Genomic DNA, 15,061 nt, shown 5'->3' on the forward strand with positions numbered 1-15,061 from the left:
TGTGCGCGTCCTGATCGCCGAAGATTCCGCGCTCCTGCGCATGGGAATGCAGCGGCTGCTGGAGGACGAGGGAATCGAGGTCGTCGCATCGCTGGGCGATGTGACCGACGTCCTCCAGGTGATCACCGAGTGCGAACCCGATGTGGCGATCATGGACGTCCGCATGCCGCCCACCCACACCGACGAGGGCATCAGGGCGGCGCGGGACATCCAGCGGCGATGTCCCGGCACCGCCGTCCTGGTGCTCTCGCAGTACGTCGAGTACGAATACGCCAAGGACCTGGTCCGCGACGCCCGCGGCGGCACCGGCTACCTGCTGAAGCAACGGGTGGGCAGCATCGACGACTTCCTCACCGCGCTGGAGCGGGTGGTGGCCGGTGAGACCGTCCTGGACGCCGAGATATACAAGAAGTTCATCGGGAACCCGCACGAGCGGCGGGCCGCGGAACTCCTCACCAACCGGGAGCGCCAGGTCATGGAACTCGTGGCGACGGGCCTGTCCAACACGGGAATCATGGCCCGGCTGGACATATCCGAGCGCGCCGTGGAGAAACACGTCACCGCGATCCTGAGCAAACTGCAGATCCCGAGTTCGGGAGAGGGCAACCGGCGCGTCCTCGCGGTCCTGGACTATCTGCGGGGAATGGGACAGGACAGCGTCGCCTGATGGGCGGGCTCGTCACGGACTCCTCAACCACCCGGTCCAGGCAGTCCGTTCAGTCGAAGGTCGCGGCCGGGGCCATCTACCTCTCCGTCGGCAGCCTCGTCGGTGTCCTGCTGGTGCCGCTCACCCTGGTCGCGATCGCGCTGCGGGTGCTCTCCCTCTGCCTCGCCGTCCTGCCGCTGGCCGGGGCGCTGTTCGTCAGGGCGATGATGAAGGCGGTGCGCCGGGCCCTGCCGCACGCCGGTCCGGAACCCGCGCCGGCCCCGCCTGCGGGACCGACGTGGCGCAGCGCCTGGCACTGGGTGGCCGGTGTCACTCCGGGCGGCCTGCTCGGCATACCGCTGCTGCGCGCGGCCGCCGACCTGGAACGCCTGCTGGCGGCCGCGGTCCTGCAGACCTCGGCGGCCGACGGTACCGGCGCGAGCGGCGGTACCGTCGGGAAGCCGGCAGCGGCACCCCGGCGGCGGGGCGCCGCCGTGTGGGGGGACCTCGGGTATCTCGGCCTCCTCCTGCTCGGCCTGATCTGGCTGATGCCCGTCCTCGCGCTGTCGCTGCCCGTGGTCGCCTTCGTGGTGAGCCTGCCGTTCGGCCGCACCGAGCAACTGTCCTTCGGCGAGGGCAACACGATCGTCGTCGAAGGCGCGGCGACCCGGATCGGCGTGGGGCTGGGCGCCGCCGTCCTCTTCGTCCTGCTCGTCATGCTGCTCTTCTGGCTGGGCAGGCTGCGGGCGCGGCTGGTGCGCAGGATCCTCGGCCGGGTCGACGAGGACGAGCGCCTGAGGCGCGAGGTGCTGGCCGAACAGCAGCGGATCGCCGCGCTGCGGGTCAACGACGCCGACTACCGCAGGATCGAGCGCGACCTGCACGACGGGGCCCAGGCCCGGCTGGCCGCCGTCATGATGCGCATCTCGCAGGTCACCCGCCGCCCCGGCCGCAGCGCCGAGGACCTGCGGAAGGTGCTGGAGGAGACGCATCACGAGATCGACCAGGCACTCGACGAGATCCGCGACCTGGTGCACGGGATCCAGCCGCCGATCCTGAGCGACCGCGGACTGCGTGCGGCCGTCGCCGCCCTCACCGACAAGTTCTACGTCCCGGTGCGGATGGACTGCACGCTGGAGCGCCGTCCGGCCGTCAACGTCGAGGCGGCGGCCTACTTCATCATCGCGGAATCCCTGACGAACGCCGTCAAGCACGCCTCGCCCACCGTCATCACGGTGTCGCTGGCGCAGGAGGGGAACCACCTGGTCGCCGTCGTCACGGACGACGGGGTGGGGGGCGCCACCCCGCAGGGGGGAACCGGGGTGCGCGGCATGGCGGACCGGGCCACGGCACTGAACGGCGAGGTCGTGCTCACCAGCCCGGCCGGGGGGCCCACCACCGTCCGCGTGGTTCTCCCGTGGTCGCCCGCCGGCCTGTGACACACCGTGAGAGTGGGCTCTGACCTGGGAACTTTCCTCCCAGGGAAACACCTTGCCGCCGCACATACGTCCGATCAAGGATGAGGGGGTACGGCTACCCGCACCGTGGCGTGCGGCCTGGCCGGAGCGATCGAGGGGCTGCTGCCGAACCTCTCGCTGCCACTGATCTGGAGATCCTTGATGACACAGCTGAACGACTTACGCGCCGGGGCACCGTCCGTGACCGTGTCGCAGGAATGGGACGGACGCAGCCTGCCGGCCCTGGTCCGTGCGGATGTGCCCGGCATCGGCCTGGCCGACTGGATCAGCACCCGCAAGCCGCTGGTGGACGACCTGGCCCGGCGTGCCGGGGCGGTCCTGTTCCGCGGTTTCGAGGTGACCGACTCCGCCGCGTTCCGCACCGTGATGGGCGCCCTGTCCGACGAGGTCCTCAAGTACGGGGAGCGCTCCTCGCCCCGCACCGAGGTGTCCGACAACATCTACACCTCCACGGAACACCCCGCCGACCAGCACATCCTCCTCCACAACGAGCAGTCGTACACGGAGAACTGGCCGCTGCGGATCGTCTTCTGCTGCGAACGGCCCGCCGACCGCGGCGGCCGTACGCCGCTCGCCGACTCCCGCAAGGTGCTGGCCCGGCTGCGCCCGCAGACCGTCGCCAAGTTCGAGCGACTCGGCGTGCAGTACGTGCGCAACTACATCCCCGGCATCAGCCTGTCCTGGCAGGAGACCTTCCAGACCGACGACCCCGAGCAGGTGCGCGCGTACTGCGAGGGCGCAGGGATCTCCGTCGAGTGGGTGGACGGCATTCAGCTGAGGACCCGTCAGACCCGGCCCGCGCTGCACCGTCACCCGGTCACCGGGGACCGCACGTGGTTCAACCACGCCGTCTTCTTCCACGTCACCTCGCTGGCCGAGGAGGTCTGCGCCGGACTCCGCGCGGCCCTGGGGGAGGAGAACCTGCCGTACAACACGTACTACGGCGACGGCACGCCGATCGAGGACGAGACCCTCGCCGAACTGCGCGCCGCCTTCACCGCCGAGACCACCGGTTTCGACTGGGAGCTGGGCGACGTACTGCTCGTCGAGAACATGATCACCGCGCACGCCCGTGAGCCCTTCGAAGGCCCCCGGCGCATCCTGGCCGCCATGTCCGACCCCGTCGCGACGATCCGGGAAGGAGCGGCCGCATGACCGCGCAGGAGATCCGGGCCCGGTTCACCGGCCCGGTGACCGCCGCACCCCTGGACCCGGAACCCTTCCTGCTCTGCATCGAGGCGACCCGGCCCGGCCTGCGGCTGGACGAGTGGATACGGGCCAACCGGGCGCAGCTCGGCGAGGAACTCGACCGTCACGCCGCCCTGCTCTTCCGCGGCTTCGCCGTCGACAGCCCCGAGGAATTCGGCGCCGCGGCCCGCGCGTTCTCGCCCGAGCTGCTCGACTACCTCGAACGGGCGGCCCCCCGCACCGAGATCGCCGACAAGGTGTTCACCTCCACCGAGCTGAGCCAGGACCAGTGGATCGCCTTCCACCACGAGATGTCCTACTCCCACAACTGGCCCGGCAAGCTGTACTTCTACGGCGACAGGCCCTCGCGGACCGGCGGAGCCACGCCCGTCGCCAGCGAGCGGGCGGTCTTCCCCAGGATTCCGGCCGAGCTCCGGGAGCGGTTCCAGCGGCACGGCGTGTGCTACGTGCGCAACTACAGCCCCGTGCTCGACATCCCCTGGCAGGTCGTCTTCCAGACCACCGACCGGGCCGAGGTGGAGGCCTACTGCCGGGCCTCGCACACCGAGTTCGAGTGGCTGGGCGAGGACGGGCTGCGGACCCGTGCGGTGCGCCAGGCCGTCTCCCGGCACCCGCGCACCGGGGAGACGGTGTGGTTCAACCACGCCCACCTGTGGCACGTTTCAGCCCTCCAGCCGGAGGTGGCGGAGTACCTCCTCGGCGCGTACGGGCCCGAAGGAGTGCCCCGCAACGCCTTCTACGGGGACGGCACGCCCATCGAGGACGAGGCCGTCGCGCTGATCGGGAAGCTGTACGAGGACAGCGCGGTCTCCTTCCCCTGGCAGCGGGGCGACGTCCTGGTGGTGGACAACCACCTCGCCACGCACGCCCGGGAGCCGTTCCGCGGTGACCGCCGCATCCTCGTGGCCATGTCCGACCTACAGGTCAACCAGGACCTCGGCTGACCGGGCGGGCGGCGCCGTGGTGGGGGAAACCCGACCCCAACCTCTCGACCTACCTGTCATGACCCCACCCCCGCCCCTCGGATGCAATGAACGGTGTGCTGATTCGACAGGCTGGAACCGCAATGACCGCAATGACCGCCTCGATGGGCGAGGCCGTGCGCCGCGTGGGCCGGCGGCGGATCTGGGTGGGCGGCTGGCTGCTCGCGGCAGCCTGGGCCGCGGTCTTCCCCCTCGTCTCGACCCTGGACACGCACCGCGTCTGGGGGACTTGCGCGGCGGCCGGCTATGCGGGCGCGGCCCTCGCCTCGTGCCTGCTGCCGCGCCCGCGCGCCCGTACGTGGGCCGTGGCCTGCGCCCTGCTCGGCGCCCTCGTCCTGCCGCTGCTGTACCTGCTCCTGACCGGGAGCGGGCAGAGCGAGGTCGCGGTGATCGAGAGGTCCGCCGAGCTGATGGTGAGTCAGTCCACGCCCTACCTGGCGGACCCGCAGACGGTCACGGACTACAACCCCTACCTGCCGGGGATGGCCCTGTTCGGCCTGCCCCGCGCCCTCCTCGGGGACGGCGGCCCCGCCCGGCTCCTCGGGGACGCCCGCATCTGGTGCGCGGCCGTGTTCCTGCTGAGCCTGTGGGCCGGCCGCCGCGTTCTGGCCGCACCCGTGGAGGGCCGGGCCGTGCTGCCGTCGCCGCGCCGGGCGCCCCGCACGACCCTGGCGGTCCTGCTCGCCTCGCCCGTGGTGGCCCTGCCGCTGTGCGTCAGCGGGGTCGACCTGCCGATGACGGGACTGTGCTGCCTGGGGCTCGCCCTCGCGGCACGCCGCCGCCCGGTGGCCGCGGGCCTGGTGCTCGCCGCCGCCTGCTCGCTGAAGTGGACGGCCTGGCCCGCCCTGGCCGTCGCGGTGGCCCTGCTCGCCGGGAGCGGCGGCGCCCGCCGGGCCCTGCGCTGCGCGGTCGTGGCGGCGGCCGGCACGCTCGCCGTGGTGCTGCCCAGCGCCCTGCTGTCGCCCGGCCCGATGTTCCAGCAGGTGCTGGCCTTCCCCACCGGCCGCGCCCCGGTGGCGACCCCGGCCGCCAGCCCGCTGCCGGGCCGGCTGCTCGCGGACCTGGGCCCGGCCGGCTGGTACGCGGCGGTCGCCCTGCTCCTGTGCGGCGGGATCGCCGTCGCGGCTTCCCTCGTCGTGCGTCCGCCCGCCGGGGTGGTGGCCGCGGCCGACCGCCTCGCCCTGGGCCTGTGCGTGGCCTTCCTGCTCGCGCCCGCCGGACGGTTCGGCTACCTCGCGCTGCCCCTCGTCCTCGTCGTCTGGCCGAGGATCACCACCGGATCCCGGCGAACCGGGGCCCTTTCGGCCTCGCGCGCCGCGATGCCAGGGGCCGCCGTCCCCGGCCGCCTTGGGCAGGCCGTCACCGCCGGAGGAGCGCGATGACGGCGCCGCGTACGGTCACCCGGCGGACGGCGGGTGTGGCCGGGGCCCTGCACTGGGCCGCGGCCCGCATGCCCTTCGTGGAGGACGAGGTCGCGGGGCTGCGGGAGTTCGTCCGGCCCGGAGACGTCTGCCTCGACGTCGGCGCCGAGTACGGGCTGTACACCTGGGCGCTGTCCCACCTCGTCGGAGGCGCCGGACAGGTGCACAGCGTGGAGCCGCTGCCCGGCCCGGCCCGCTGGCTGCGCCTGGCGTCCCGCACGCTGGGCTGCGCCAACGTGGTCGTACACCGCACCGCGCTGGGCTCCCGGACGGGGCACGGGGTGCTGAGCCTGCCGATGCGCCGCGGCACACCGGTGCACGGGCGCGCGTACCTCACCGAAGGCACCGACGGCCCCGGCCCCAATGCGGAGTTCCGCACCTCCCGGCCGGTGCCGACCACCGTGGACACCCTGGACCGGCTGGTGCGCGGGGCGGGGCTGGAGAAGGTGAGCTTCGTCAAGGCCGACGTCGAGGGGGCCGAACCGGCCGTGCTCGAAGGCGCCCGCGACACCCTGCTGCGCCACCGGCCGGTGCTCCTGCTGGAGATCGAGCACAGGCACCTCGCGAAGTACGGAGCGAGCCCGGCGGACCTGGTCCGCCGGCTCCGGCCGTTCGGCTACCGGATGCGCCGCTGGCACGGCGGCCGCTGGGCGGAGACCCGGGAGGTCCGGGACGACTGCCGCAACTACCTGTTCACCGACTGACCTTCACCGACTGACCTTCAGCGATCGACGATTCCCGGTCTCCGCGGACCCGGGGAACCCGAGGAAAGGAGCCTGCCCCCCATGGGCACCACTCTGATCATCACCAACGACTTCCCGCCCCGGCAGGGCGGCATCGAGACCTTCGTGCACGCCATGGCCACCCGCGTGCCCGACAACGACGTCGTCGTCTACACCTCCTCCGAGCCCGGCGCCGCCGAGTTCGACGCCACCCTGCCCTTCCCGGTGATACGGGACCCCGGCCGCACCCTGTTACCGACGCGCCGGGCCACGGCCCGGGCCCTGGACATCGCCCGCCGGCACGGCTGCGACCGTGTCTGGTTCGGGGCGGCCGCCCCGCTGGCCGCGATGGCCCCGGCACTGCGCCGGGCCGGGATCCGGCGGATCGTCGCCACCACCCACGGCCACGAGATCTGGTGGGCACGCGTACCCGGTGCACGCCGCCTCCTGAGGCGCGTGGGCAACAGCGTGGACGTGGTGACCTATCTCGGGGAGTACACCCGTGCCCGCATCGCCCCGGCGCTGGGGCCGCGCGCCCGAATGAGCCGGCTGGTGCCGGGAGTGGACTCGAACGTGTTCCGCCCCGACCTCACCACCGGCCGCAAGCTGCGCCAGCGCTACGGACTGCAGCACCGGACGGTCATCCTCTGCGTGGCCCGGCTGGTTCCCCGCAAGGGCCAGGACACCCTCATCCGCGCCATGCCGCTGATCCGGCGGATGGTGCCGGACGCGGCGCTGCTGATCGTGGGCCGGGGACCGGACGAACGGCGGCTGCGACGGCTCGCCGACCGGCACGCCCCGGGGGCGGTCGTGTTCGCCGGGGGGCTCGACCACGCCGAGACACCCGCCCACTACGCGGCGGCCGACGTGTTCGCCATGCCCTGCCGCACGCGCCGGGCGGGACTGGAGGCGGAGGGACTCGGCATCGTCTTCCTGGAGGCGTCCGCGACCGGTCTGCCCGTGCTCGCGGGGGACTCCGGCGGGGCGCCGGACGCGGTCCTCGACGGGCGGACCGGAAGGGTCGTCGACGGCCGCGAAGTCGCCGCGGTCGCCGACGCCCTGGCCGAGCTCCTGGTCTCCCCGAGCCGCGCCGCGACGGGCGCCGCGGGACGCCGCTGGGTCGAGGAGGAGTGGTCCTGGGAGGCCTCGTCCCGGCACCTGACCCACCTGCTGACCCCGGTGGACGTCCCCGCGGCCAAGCGGTTGTGAACTGGGCTTTTTCCTTGCAGGGAAACTTCTTGCCCGCGGCGTGAGGTCTGAACAACGATGAAGAGGTACGGGTACCCGCACCACGACGGTGCGGGTAGCCGCACTTCCACCGCCCGGGCCGCCCGGGCCGGCCGTCCGGCCGCCCGTGAGGCCCCGTCGCCGGGGCCCCGGCCCGAGGCCGTCTCCCGCACCGGCGGCCGCCGCCATCCGGGCCGCCGCCGTCAGCGGGACACCGCGCCGTTCGCGCACCGGTACGCAGCACCGCGCCGCGCGCCGCCCTGCCGGCCCCGCGCCCCATGTGAGAGGGACACCCATGAGCAACCCGTTCGAGAACGACGACGCCGCCTACCTGGTCCTGGTCAACGACGAGGGGCAGCACTCGCTGTGGCCGGCCGCCACCGCGGTGCCCGCCGGCTGGCGCACGGTCCACGGTGCGGCGGGCCGCCAGTCCTGCCTGGACTACGTCGAGGAGCACTGGAGCGACATGCGGCCGCACAGCCTGGCCGGCACCGCTTCCCCGGCCGCGTGACCCTCCCCGCCCGCGAGCCGAGCGAGGAGCCCGCCGCACCATGACCTCAGCCCCCACCACCGTCCCGGACCTGACCGACCCGCTCACCCACCTTCCCCCCGACGGCCTGGACGAGGTCTGGGCACACCTGCGCCGCGAGGACCCGGTCCACTGGCACCCGGGCGGCACCGACACCCCCGGCTTCTGGGTCCTCACCCGGCACGCCGACGTCTCGGCCGTCCTGCGCGACTCCACCCGCTTCACCTCGGAGCGCGGCAACGTGCTCGCCACCATGCTGCACGGGGGTGACAGCGGGGCCGGAAGCATGCTCGCCGTCACGGACGGGCCTCACCACACCGCCCTGCGCAACCTGCTGCTCAAGGCGTTCTCCCCCCGCGCCCTGGAGGGCGTGGTCCGGCAGGTGCGCCGTACCAGCCGACGGCTCGTCACCGAGGCGCTGGAGCGCGGCGGATGCGACTTCGCCCAGGACATCGCCTCGTACGTGCCGCTCGCCACCATCTGCGACCTGCTGGCCGTGCCCGAGTCCGACCGGGAGTACATCCTCACCCTGACCAAGTCGGCCCTGGCGTCGGACTACGCCAACCTCCAGGAGGGCGAGGACCGCCTCGCCCGCGCCGAACTGCTGATGTACTTCCACGACCTGGTCCGCCACCGCCGCGCCCACCCCGGCTCGGACGCCATCAGCCTGATGGCGACGGAGCCCGCGGGGTCCACCCTGCTGGACGACGACGCCGTCGTCCTCAACTGCTACAGCCTGATCATGGGCGGTGACGAGACCAGCCGACTCTCCATGATCGGCGCCGTGCGGACGCTGGCCCACGACGCGCAGCAGTGGCAGGCACTGAGCGACGGCACGGCCCCGCTCAAGGAGGCCACCGAGGAGGTCCTGCGCTGGACCACCCCCACGCTGCACTTCGGCCGGGCCGCCACCGAGGACGTCGAACTGCACGGCCGCACCATCGCCAAGGGCGACCTGGTCACCCTCTGGCTCAGCGCAGCCAACCGCGACGAGCGGGTCTTCACCGACCCGCACCGCTTCGACCTCGCCCGGACCCCGAACAAGCACCTCTCGCTCGGCTACGGCCCGCACTTCTGCCTGGGCGCCTACCTCGGCCGGGTCGAGATCACGGCGATGCTCGACGCCCTGCGGACGTTCGTCGGCTCCATCGAGCAGACGGGCGACGAGCAGCGCATCTACTCCAACTTCCTCGCGGGCATGAGCAGCCTGCCCGTCTCGCTCAGCCCCCGTCCCGGGCCGCTTCCCGCCTGGCAGGAATGACCGCCGGAACCTGCCCTTCTTCCCGTACCACCACCAGAGCACGCGGAGGTCGTAGTGAACAGCAACACCGGCCGGAATGCGCACCCGAGCCCCGACGTCTGGTTCAACTGGAACAGCGTCGAAGCGGTGCCGGCCACCCCGGCGCCAGCGTACGCGGGGAAACTCTTCGACGAGACGCTGCGCGACGGACTCCAGGCTCCGAACATCCGCAACCCGTCGCTGGAGCAGAAGCTGATACTCGTGGACCACATGGCCCGCACCGGCGTCCACTCGGCGGACCTCGGCTTCCCCGGATCGGATCCGCTCGCCCTGAAGGAATGCGTGGAGATCGCCCGGTACATCGCCGAGAGCAGACTCCCCCTCGTCCAGGGCTACGCGGGCCGCACCCACCCGGCGGACATCGAAGCGATCTGCGAGATAGCCCAACAGGCCTCGGTACACGTCGACGCCTACCTGTTCATCGGTGTCAGCCCCATCCGGCAGTACGTGGAGGACTGGGACCTCGCCTCCATCCAGCGCCACGTCCGCGCGTCGGCCGTCGCCTGCCGGCGCGAGGGAGTGGAGTTCGTCCTGGTCCTCGAGGACGCCGTACGGTGCACCCCCGAGGTGCTCGCGGGGGTGTACGACGCGGCCATCGAGTCCGGGGTGGCCCGCCTCACCCTGTGCGACACGGTCGGCGCCGCGTTACCGGCCGGCGCGGCCTCGCTCATCCACTGGTCCCGGCGCTACTTCCTGGACCGGGGCCATCCGGTCGCCTTCGAATGGCACGGCCACAACGACCGCGGGCTGGCCCTGGCCAACTCGCTCACCGCCCTCGCCCTGGGCTGCGAGCGCGTCCACGGAACGATCCTGGGCATCGGGGAGCGGGCCGGAAACGCCTCCCTCGACCAGCTCGTCGTCAACACCCACCTGGACCGGCACGACAGTTACGACCTGAAGGCACTGCGCGACTACTGCGACTACGCGGCGCCCGTGCTGGGAGTCGACATCCCGCAGAACTATCCCGCCCTGGGCCGGGACGTGTTCAAGACCAGTGCCGGCGTGCACGCCTCCGCGATCCTCAAGGCGCACGAGAAGGGAAACCTCCTCGTCAAGGACAGCGTGTACTCCAGCGTCCCGGCGAGCTTCCTGGGCCGGGAACAAGAGGTGCTCATCGACGAGGCGTCCGGCACCAACAACGTCAAGTACTGGCTCACCGTCAACGGTTACGACAGCTCCAACCCCGCCTACCTCAAGAAGGTGCTGGCGATGGCGAAGTCCACCCGCGGCCCCCTCACCGACGAGCAGATAAGGCAGATCATTGCGACCGCCGAGTGACACCACGGACGGCGCCGCCGAGCGCCGGACGATCCGCCTCCGGGGCAACGTCCTCGTCGTGACCGAGGACACGGACGCACTGGCCGCCCAGCTGGACGGCAGCGGCGCCCTCACCACGGCCCAGCTGCTGCGGACCCCGCTCATGAACAACATCTCGACGGACGAGATGATCCCCGGCTGGTGCTGCTACTGGTACGACGAGAAGCTCGGCGACTACGCCTACCTGGGCCTGCGCGGCAAGCAGGTCGGCGAGGGCGCCCTGCGGGCCTTCGGACCGCAGATCATCGTCAGCGGCGAGGCGAAGGGCTGCGGCTCCTCCCGGGAACACGCCGTCTACGCCGAGAAGTACGCGGGCGTCGAGCTGGTCTTCGCGCGTTCCTTCGAGCGGATCTACGAACAGAACTGCCGCAACGTCGGCATCATCACCTGCGACGACTTCGAGCTCCTCGACGCGCTGCTGGCGGGCGAGGAACTGCCGCTGGAGGCCTTCACCCGCCGGGCCAACGAGATCGAGCGCGCCATCGTCGACCTCGGGGGACTCTTCGGCTTCAACCGGGCCGGGTCGCGGATCGAGCCCGCGTTCGCGCCCGGCCGCCCGCTCAACGTGGTCGAGAAGATCATCCAGAGCCGCCTCTCGTCCCGCAACCCGCTGCCGGCGGACGCGAGCGTGCGGATCGGCCAGTCCTACTTCGTCCGGACGGACGTCAGGTTCTCCCACGAGTACGTCACCCCCATGGCCGCGGGCATGTTCACCCAGCAGTTCGGCCCCGGCGCGGTCCTGGCGGATCCGCAATCCGTGTACTTCTTCCAGGACCACCTGTCGCTGGCGGGGCCGGTGCTGGCACGGCGCGCGAACGGCGCCGAGCTGATCGAACGGGTGGAGAACCTCGGCAGCCGGCAACAGGAGTTCGCCGCCCTCAGCGGGGGCAACTTCATCGGTCCCGCGCCGGACGGCGGCAGCCGCGCCATCTGCCACAACCACATCGTCGAGCACGTCGCCCGGCCAGGAGACGTGATCATCGGCACCGACAGCCACACCTGCACGGCCGGAGCCGTCGGCGCGTTCGCCTTCGGGGTGGGCGCCACCGACATAGCCAACTCCTGGTACAACCGCGAGATCCTGCTGAAGGTCCCGGCCGTGATCCGGATCAACCTGCTCGGCGACCTGCGCCCCGGGGTCTGCGCGAAGGACGTCATGCTCGGCCTGCTGCGGCACCCCGCCATCGAAGGCAGCCAGACCCTCGGCAAGGTCCTCCTGTTCACCGGACCCGGCTGCGCCGGGCTGAACATGGACGAACGCGCCACCCTCTGCAACATGGCGGTCGAAGCGGGCGGCATGACCGCACTGTTCGAGCCCGACGCGATCACCCACGCCCACCTGGCACAGCGCGATCCCGCACAGTCGCCCGGCAGCGCCCTCACCTCGGACGAGAACGCCGCCTACGCCGCGGTCGTCGACATCGAACTGGCCGGGATCGAGCCGATGGTGGCCCTGCCCGGCGACCCGCGGAACTCCGTCCCCCTCGCCACCGTCCACGAGCAGGTGAAGGTCGACAAGATCTACGGCGGCTCCTGCACCGGAGGCAAGGCCCACGACATGGACATGTACGCCAGCGTGTTCGAGCAGGCGCGGGCCCGCGGCGCGCGCGTGCCCGCCGGCGTGCAGGCCTTCATCCAGGTCGGCAGCGAGGCCGTGATGCGGTACGCGGCCGAGCGCGGCTACATCGAGCTCTTCTCGGACGTCGGGGTGACGGTGCTGCCCCCCTCCTGCGGAGCGTGCATCAACGCCGGTCCGGGTGTCTCCGAGAACCCGGCCGAGGTGACCGTCAGCGCCCAGAACCGGAACTTCCCCGGGAGATCGGGGCCCGGACAGGTCTACCTCGCCTCGCCCTACGTGGTCGCCGCGAGTGCCATCGCCGGCCGGCTCAGCTCGGTGGAGGACATGTTCCTGATGCGGACGGGCTCATGAAGATAGCGGTGGTTCCCGGAGACGGCATCGGCCAGGAGGTCGTCCCGCCGGTCCTCGACGTACTGGCCCTGCTCGGCGAGGAGTTCGGCCTCGGGATCGAGTACGAGGTCTTCGGCTGGGGAGCGGACCAGTGGCTGAGCAGCGGCGTGGGGCTCCCCGAGGGAGCGCTGGACATGCTGTCGGCGCAGTACTCGGCCGTGTTCCTGGGCGCACTGGGCGATCCCAGGATCCCCGACATGGCCCACGGCCGGGACATCCTCCTCGGCATGCGCCGAGGACTCGACCTCTACGTCAACCACCGCCCGCTGACCCTGCCGACGGGGGTGGTCGACGTCTACCGGGAGAACACCCAGGGGCTGTACGCCGGCGTCGGCGGCACGGTTCTGCAGGGCGGGCTGGCCGGCGTCGCGATCGACGAGTGCGTGTACACCCGCCCCACCGTGGAGAAGTTCGTGCGCTACTGCCTGCGCCGCCTCGCCGAGGAGGAACGGGGGCGCGTGGTGCTCGTCCACAAGTCCAACGCCGTACCGCACACCGGGAGGCTGTGGCAGGAGGTGTTCCGGCGCGAACTGGAGGACTTCCCGCAGCTGGAGGGATCCGAGGAGTACGTCGACTCCTTCTGCTACAACCTCGTGCGCGATCCGTCCCCGTACGAGGGCGTGGTCACCTCCAACCTCTTCGGCGACATCATCAGCGACATCGGCGCCGCCCTGATGGGCGGTCTCGGCCTCGCCGCGAGCGCCAGCATCTGCCCCGAGACGGAGTTCGCCCTCTTCGAACCGGTGCACGGCAGCGCCCCCGACATCGCCGGAAAGGGAGTGGCCAACCCGTACGCCGCCCTCCTCTCGCTGGCGATGATGCTCGACCATCTCGGGCACGGGGCGCCGTCCGCCGTGCTGCGCCGGGCCCTGGCCGGCGCGCTGCGCAGCGACGCGGCCACCCCGGACCTCGGCGGCCGGGGGACCACGGCCCTGTTCACGGCCGAGGTGACCACGCGCATCACACGCGAACTCGACGACCGCGGCCGCCCGCGGCGGGCCGGAGCGGAGGAGGTGCACCATGCGTAGGCGCGTCCCGCCGCCCGGGCTGGCCGGCCGCACCGACGCGGCCGGCAGCTCGGTCATCCGCGAGGCCCTCGCACTCACCGCCCGGCCCGAGGTGATCTCCTTCGCGGGCGGCCTGCCCGCCTCGGAGCTGATCGACACGGAAGGCATCCGCGCGGCGTACGACCAGGTGCTGAGCGAGGCCCCGCACCGTGTCCTGCAGTACTCCGTCACGGACGGGGACCCCGAACTGCGCGAGGCGGTCGCGGCGCGGCTGGTCCGCGGCGGGCTCGCCGCCCGCCCGGACGGCCTCCTGATCACCACCGGTGCGCAGCAGGCCCTCACCCTGCTGGCGACCGTACTGCTCGAACCGGGCGACACCGTCCTCGTCGAGGAGCCCACCTACCTGGCCGCGCTCCAGTGCTTCGGCTACGCCGGTGCGCGCGTGGTCGCGGTGCCCACGGACCGGCACGGCATCGACGTCGAAGCCCTCGCGGACGCCGTGGAGCGCGAGCGCCCCAAGCTGCTCTACCTGGTGCCCGACTTCCAGAACCCGACCGGGCACACGCTGCCGCTGGACCGGCGCCGGGAGGTGGCACGCCTGGCCTCCGCCCGCGGATTCTGGATCGCCGAGGACGACCCGTACGGCGAACTGCGCTTCCGCGGCTCCCGGCTGCCGTGGATCTCCGCCCTGGAGGGCGCCGCGGACCGGACCGTGCTGCTCGGCAGCCTCTCCAAGGTGGTGGCACCGGGCATGCGGCTGGGCTGGCTGCACGGGCCGCCCGGACTGCGGCGGGCCGCCGTGCTCGCCAAGCAGGCGCTCGACCTGCACAGTTCGACCGTCGACCAGGCGGCCGCGGCGCGCTACCTCCGCAACCACGACCTCGACGCCCGGCTGGACCGGGTCCGGGCCCTGTACCGCGAACGCTGCGACACCCTGCTCGAGGCGCTCCCGCGGGTACTGCCCCCCGGCAGTACCTGGAGCCGTCCCGACGGAGGGATGTTCGTCTGGGTCCGGCTGCCCGACGGCTGGGACGCGGCGGCCCTGCTCCCGCAGGCCGTGGCGCAGGACGTCGCCTACGTACCCGGCGCCCCGTTCTTCGCCGGGCGTCCCGACCCGGCCACGCTGCGGATGTCCTTCGCCACCCACGGCCCCGCCGACATCGGGGAGGGGATGCGCAGGCTGGCCAGGACGTTCGCCCGGGCCACCCCGGCGGAGCGGACCCGGGTCCCCGCCCCCGCGGGCCGGGCCTAGG

At 72.3% G+C, this 15,061-nt stretch carries 13 protein-coding genes; all 13 read left to right on the forward strand.

Going from position 1 to position 15,061, the window contains the following annotated elements; all coding sequences use genetic code 11:
* The first annotated feature begins 1 nt into the window (after window position 1).
* The 13 genes from JIW86_RS33275 to JIW86_RS33335 all read left to right on the forward strand — a co-directional run bounded on the left by JIW86_RS33275 (window position 2) and on the right by JIW86_RS33335 (window position 15,060).
* Entirely contained in the window at window positions 2–667 is a 666-nt protein-coding gene (locus tag JIW86_RS33275; protein ID WP_215146598.1) for a response regulator transcription factor, read from the forward strand.
* Window positions 667–2,085 (forward strand): sensor histidine kinase, encoded by a 1,419-nt coding sequence (locus JIW86_RS33280; RefSeq protein ID WP_257557590.1) that lies wholly within the window; start codon window positions 667–669, stop codon window positions 2,083–2,085. Before JIW86_RS33275 ends, JIW86_RS33280 begins: the two co-directional genes overlap by 1 nt.
* Window positions 2,086–2,265: 180 nt before the next feature.
* On the forward strand, window positions 2,266–3,279 hold the full coding sequence (locus JIW86_RS33285; protein ID WP_257557591.1) for a TauD/TfdA family dioxygenase: 1,014 nt from the start codon (window positions 2,266–2,268) through the stop codon (window positions 3,277–3,279).
* A complete protein-coding gene (locus JIW86_RS33290) occupies window positions 3,276–4,277 on the forward strand; it encodes a TauD/TfdA family dioxygenase (protein WP_257557593.1) in 1,002 nt (333 codons plus the stop codon). Before JIW86_RS33285 ends, JIW86_RS33290 begins: the two co-directional genes overlap by 4 nt.
* Before the next feature lie 122 nt (window positions 4,278–4,399).
* Entirely contained in the window at window positions 4,400–5,698 is a 1,299-nt protein-coding gene (locus tag JIW86_RS33295; RefSeq protein ID WP_257557594.1) for a glycosyltransferase 87 family protein, read from the forward strand.
* Window positions 5,695–6,441, forward strand: coding sequence for an FkbM family methyltransferase (locus tag JIW86_RS33300; protein ID WP_257557595.1), 747 nt, complete (start codon window positions 5,695–5,697; stop codon window positions 6,439–6,441). The genes JIW86_RS33295 and JIW86_RS33300 overlap by 4 nt, the downstream gene beginning before the upstream one ends.
* A gap of 81 nt (window positions 6,442–6,522) precedes the next feature.
* Complete coding sequence (locus tag JIW86_RS33305; RefSeq protein WP_215144965.1) at window positions 6,523–7,668, forward strand: glycosyltransferase family 4 protein; 1,146 nt, start codon at window positions 6,523–6,525, stop codon at window positions 7,666–7,668.
* Between the two features lie 313 nt (window positions 7,669–7,981).
* Window positions 7,982–8,197, forward strand: a complete 216-nt coding sequence (locus tag JIW86_RS33310) for an MbtH family protein (RefSeq protein ID WP_215144963.1) — start codon at window positions 7,982–7,984, stop codon at window positions 8,195–8,197.
* A gap of 40 nt (window positions 8,198–8,237) precedes the next feature.
* Window positions 8,238–9,476, forward strand: coding sequence for a cytochrome P450 (locus JIW86_RS33315; RefSeq protein ID WP_257557596.1), 1,239 nt, complete (start codon window positions 8,238–8,240; stop codon window positions 9,474–9,476).
* A gap of 54 nt (window positions 9,477–9,530) precedes the next feature.
* Window positions 9,531–10,793, forward strand: a complete 1,263-nt coding sequence (locus JIW86_RS33320; protein ID WP_257557597.1) for a LeuA family protein — start codon at window positions 9,531–9,533, stop codon at window positions 10,791–10,793.
* A complete protein-coding gene (locus JIW86_RS33325) occupies window positions 10,777–12,762 on the forward strand; it encodes an aconitase family protein (RefSeq protein WP_257557598.1) in 1,986 nt (661 codons plus the stop codon). The genes JIW86_RS33320 and JIW86_RS33325 overlap by 17 nt, the downstream gene beginning before the upstream one ends.
* Window positions 12,759–13,829: an isocitrate/isopropylmalate dehydrogenase family protein gene (locus JIW86_RS33330; RefSeq protein WP_257557599.1), complete on the forward strand. Its 1,071-nt coding sequence runs from the start codon at window positions 12,759–12,761 to the stop codon at window positions 13,827–13,829. The genes JIW86_RS33325 and JIW86_RS33330 overlap by 4 nt, the downstream gene beginning before the upstream one ends.
* The gene (locus JIW86_RS33335; RefSeq protein WP_257557600.1) at window positions 13,822–15,060 is read left to right on the forward strand and encodes a PLP-dependent aminotransferase family protein; all 1,239 of its coding nucleotides are present in this window, start codon (window positions 13,822–13,824) and stop codon (window positions 15,058–15,060) included. Before JIW86_RS33330 ends, JIW86_RS33335 begins: the two co-directional genes overlap by 8 nt.
* Window position 15,061: the final 1 nt, after the last annotated feature.

The organism is Streptomyces sp. NBC_00162 (genome assembly GCF_024611995.1).
In the GTDB taxonomy this organism is placed as follows: Bacteria; Actinomycetota; Actinomycetes; order Streptomycetales; family Streptomycetaceae; genus Streptomyces.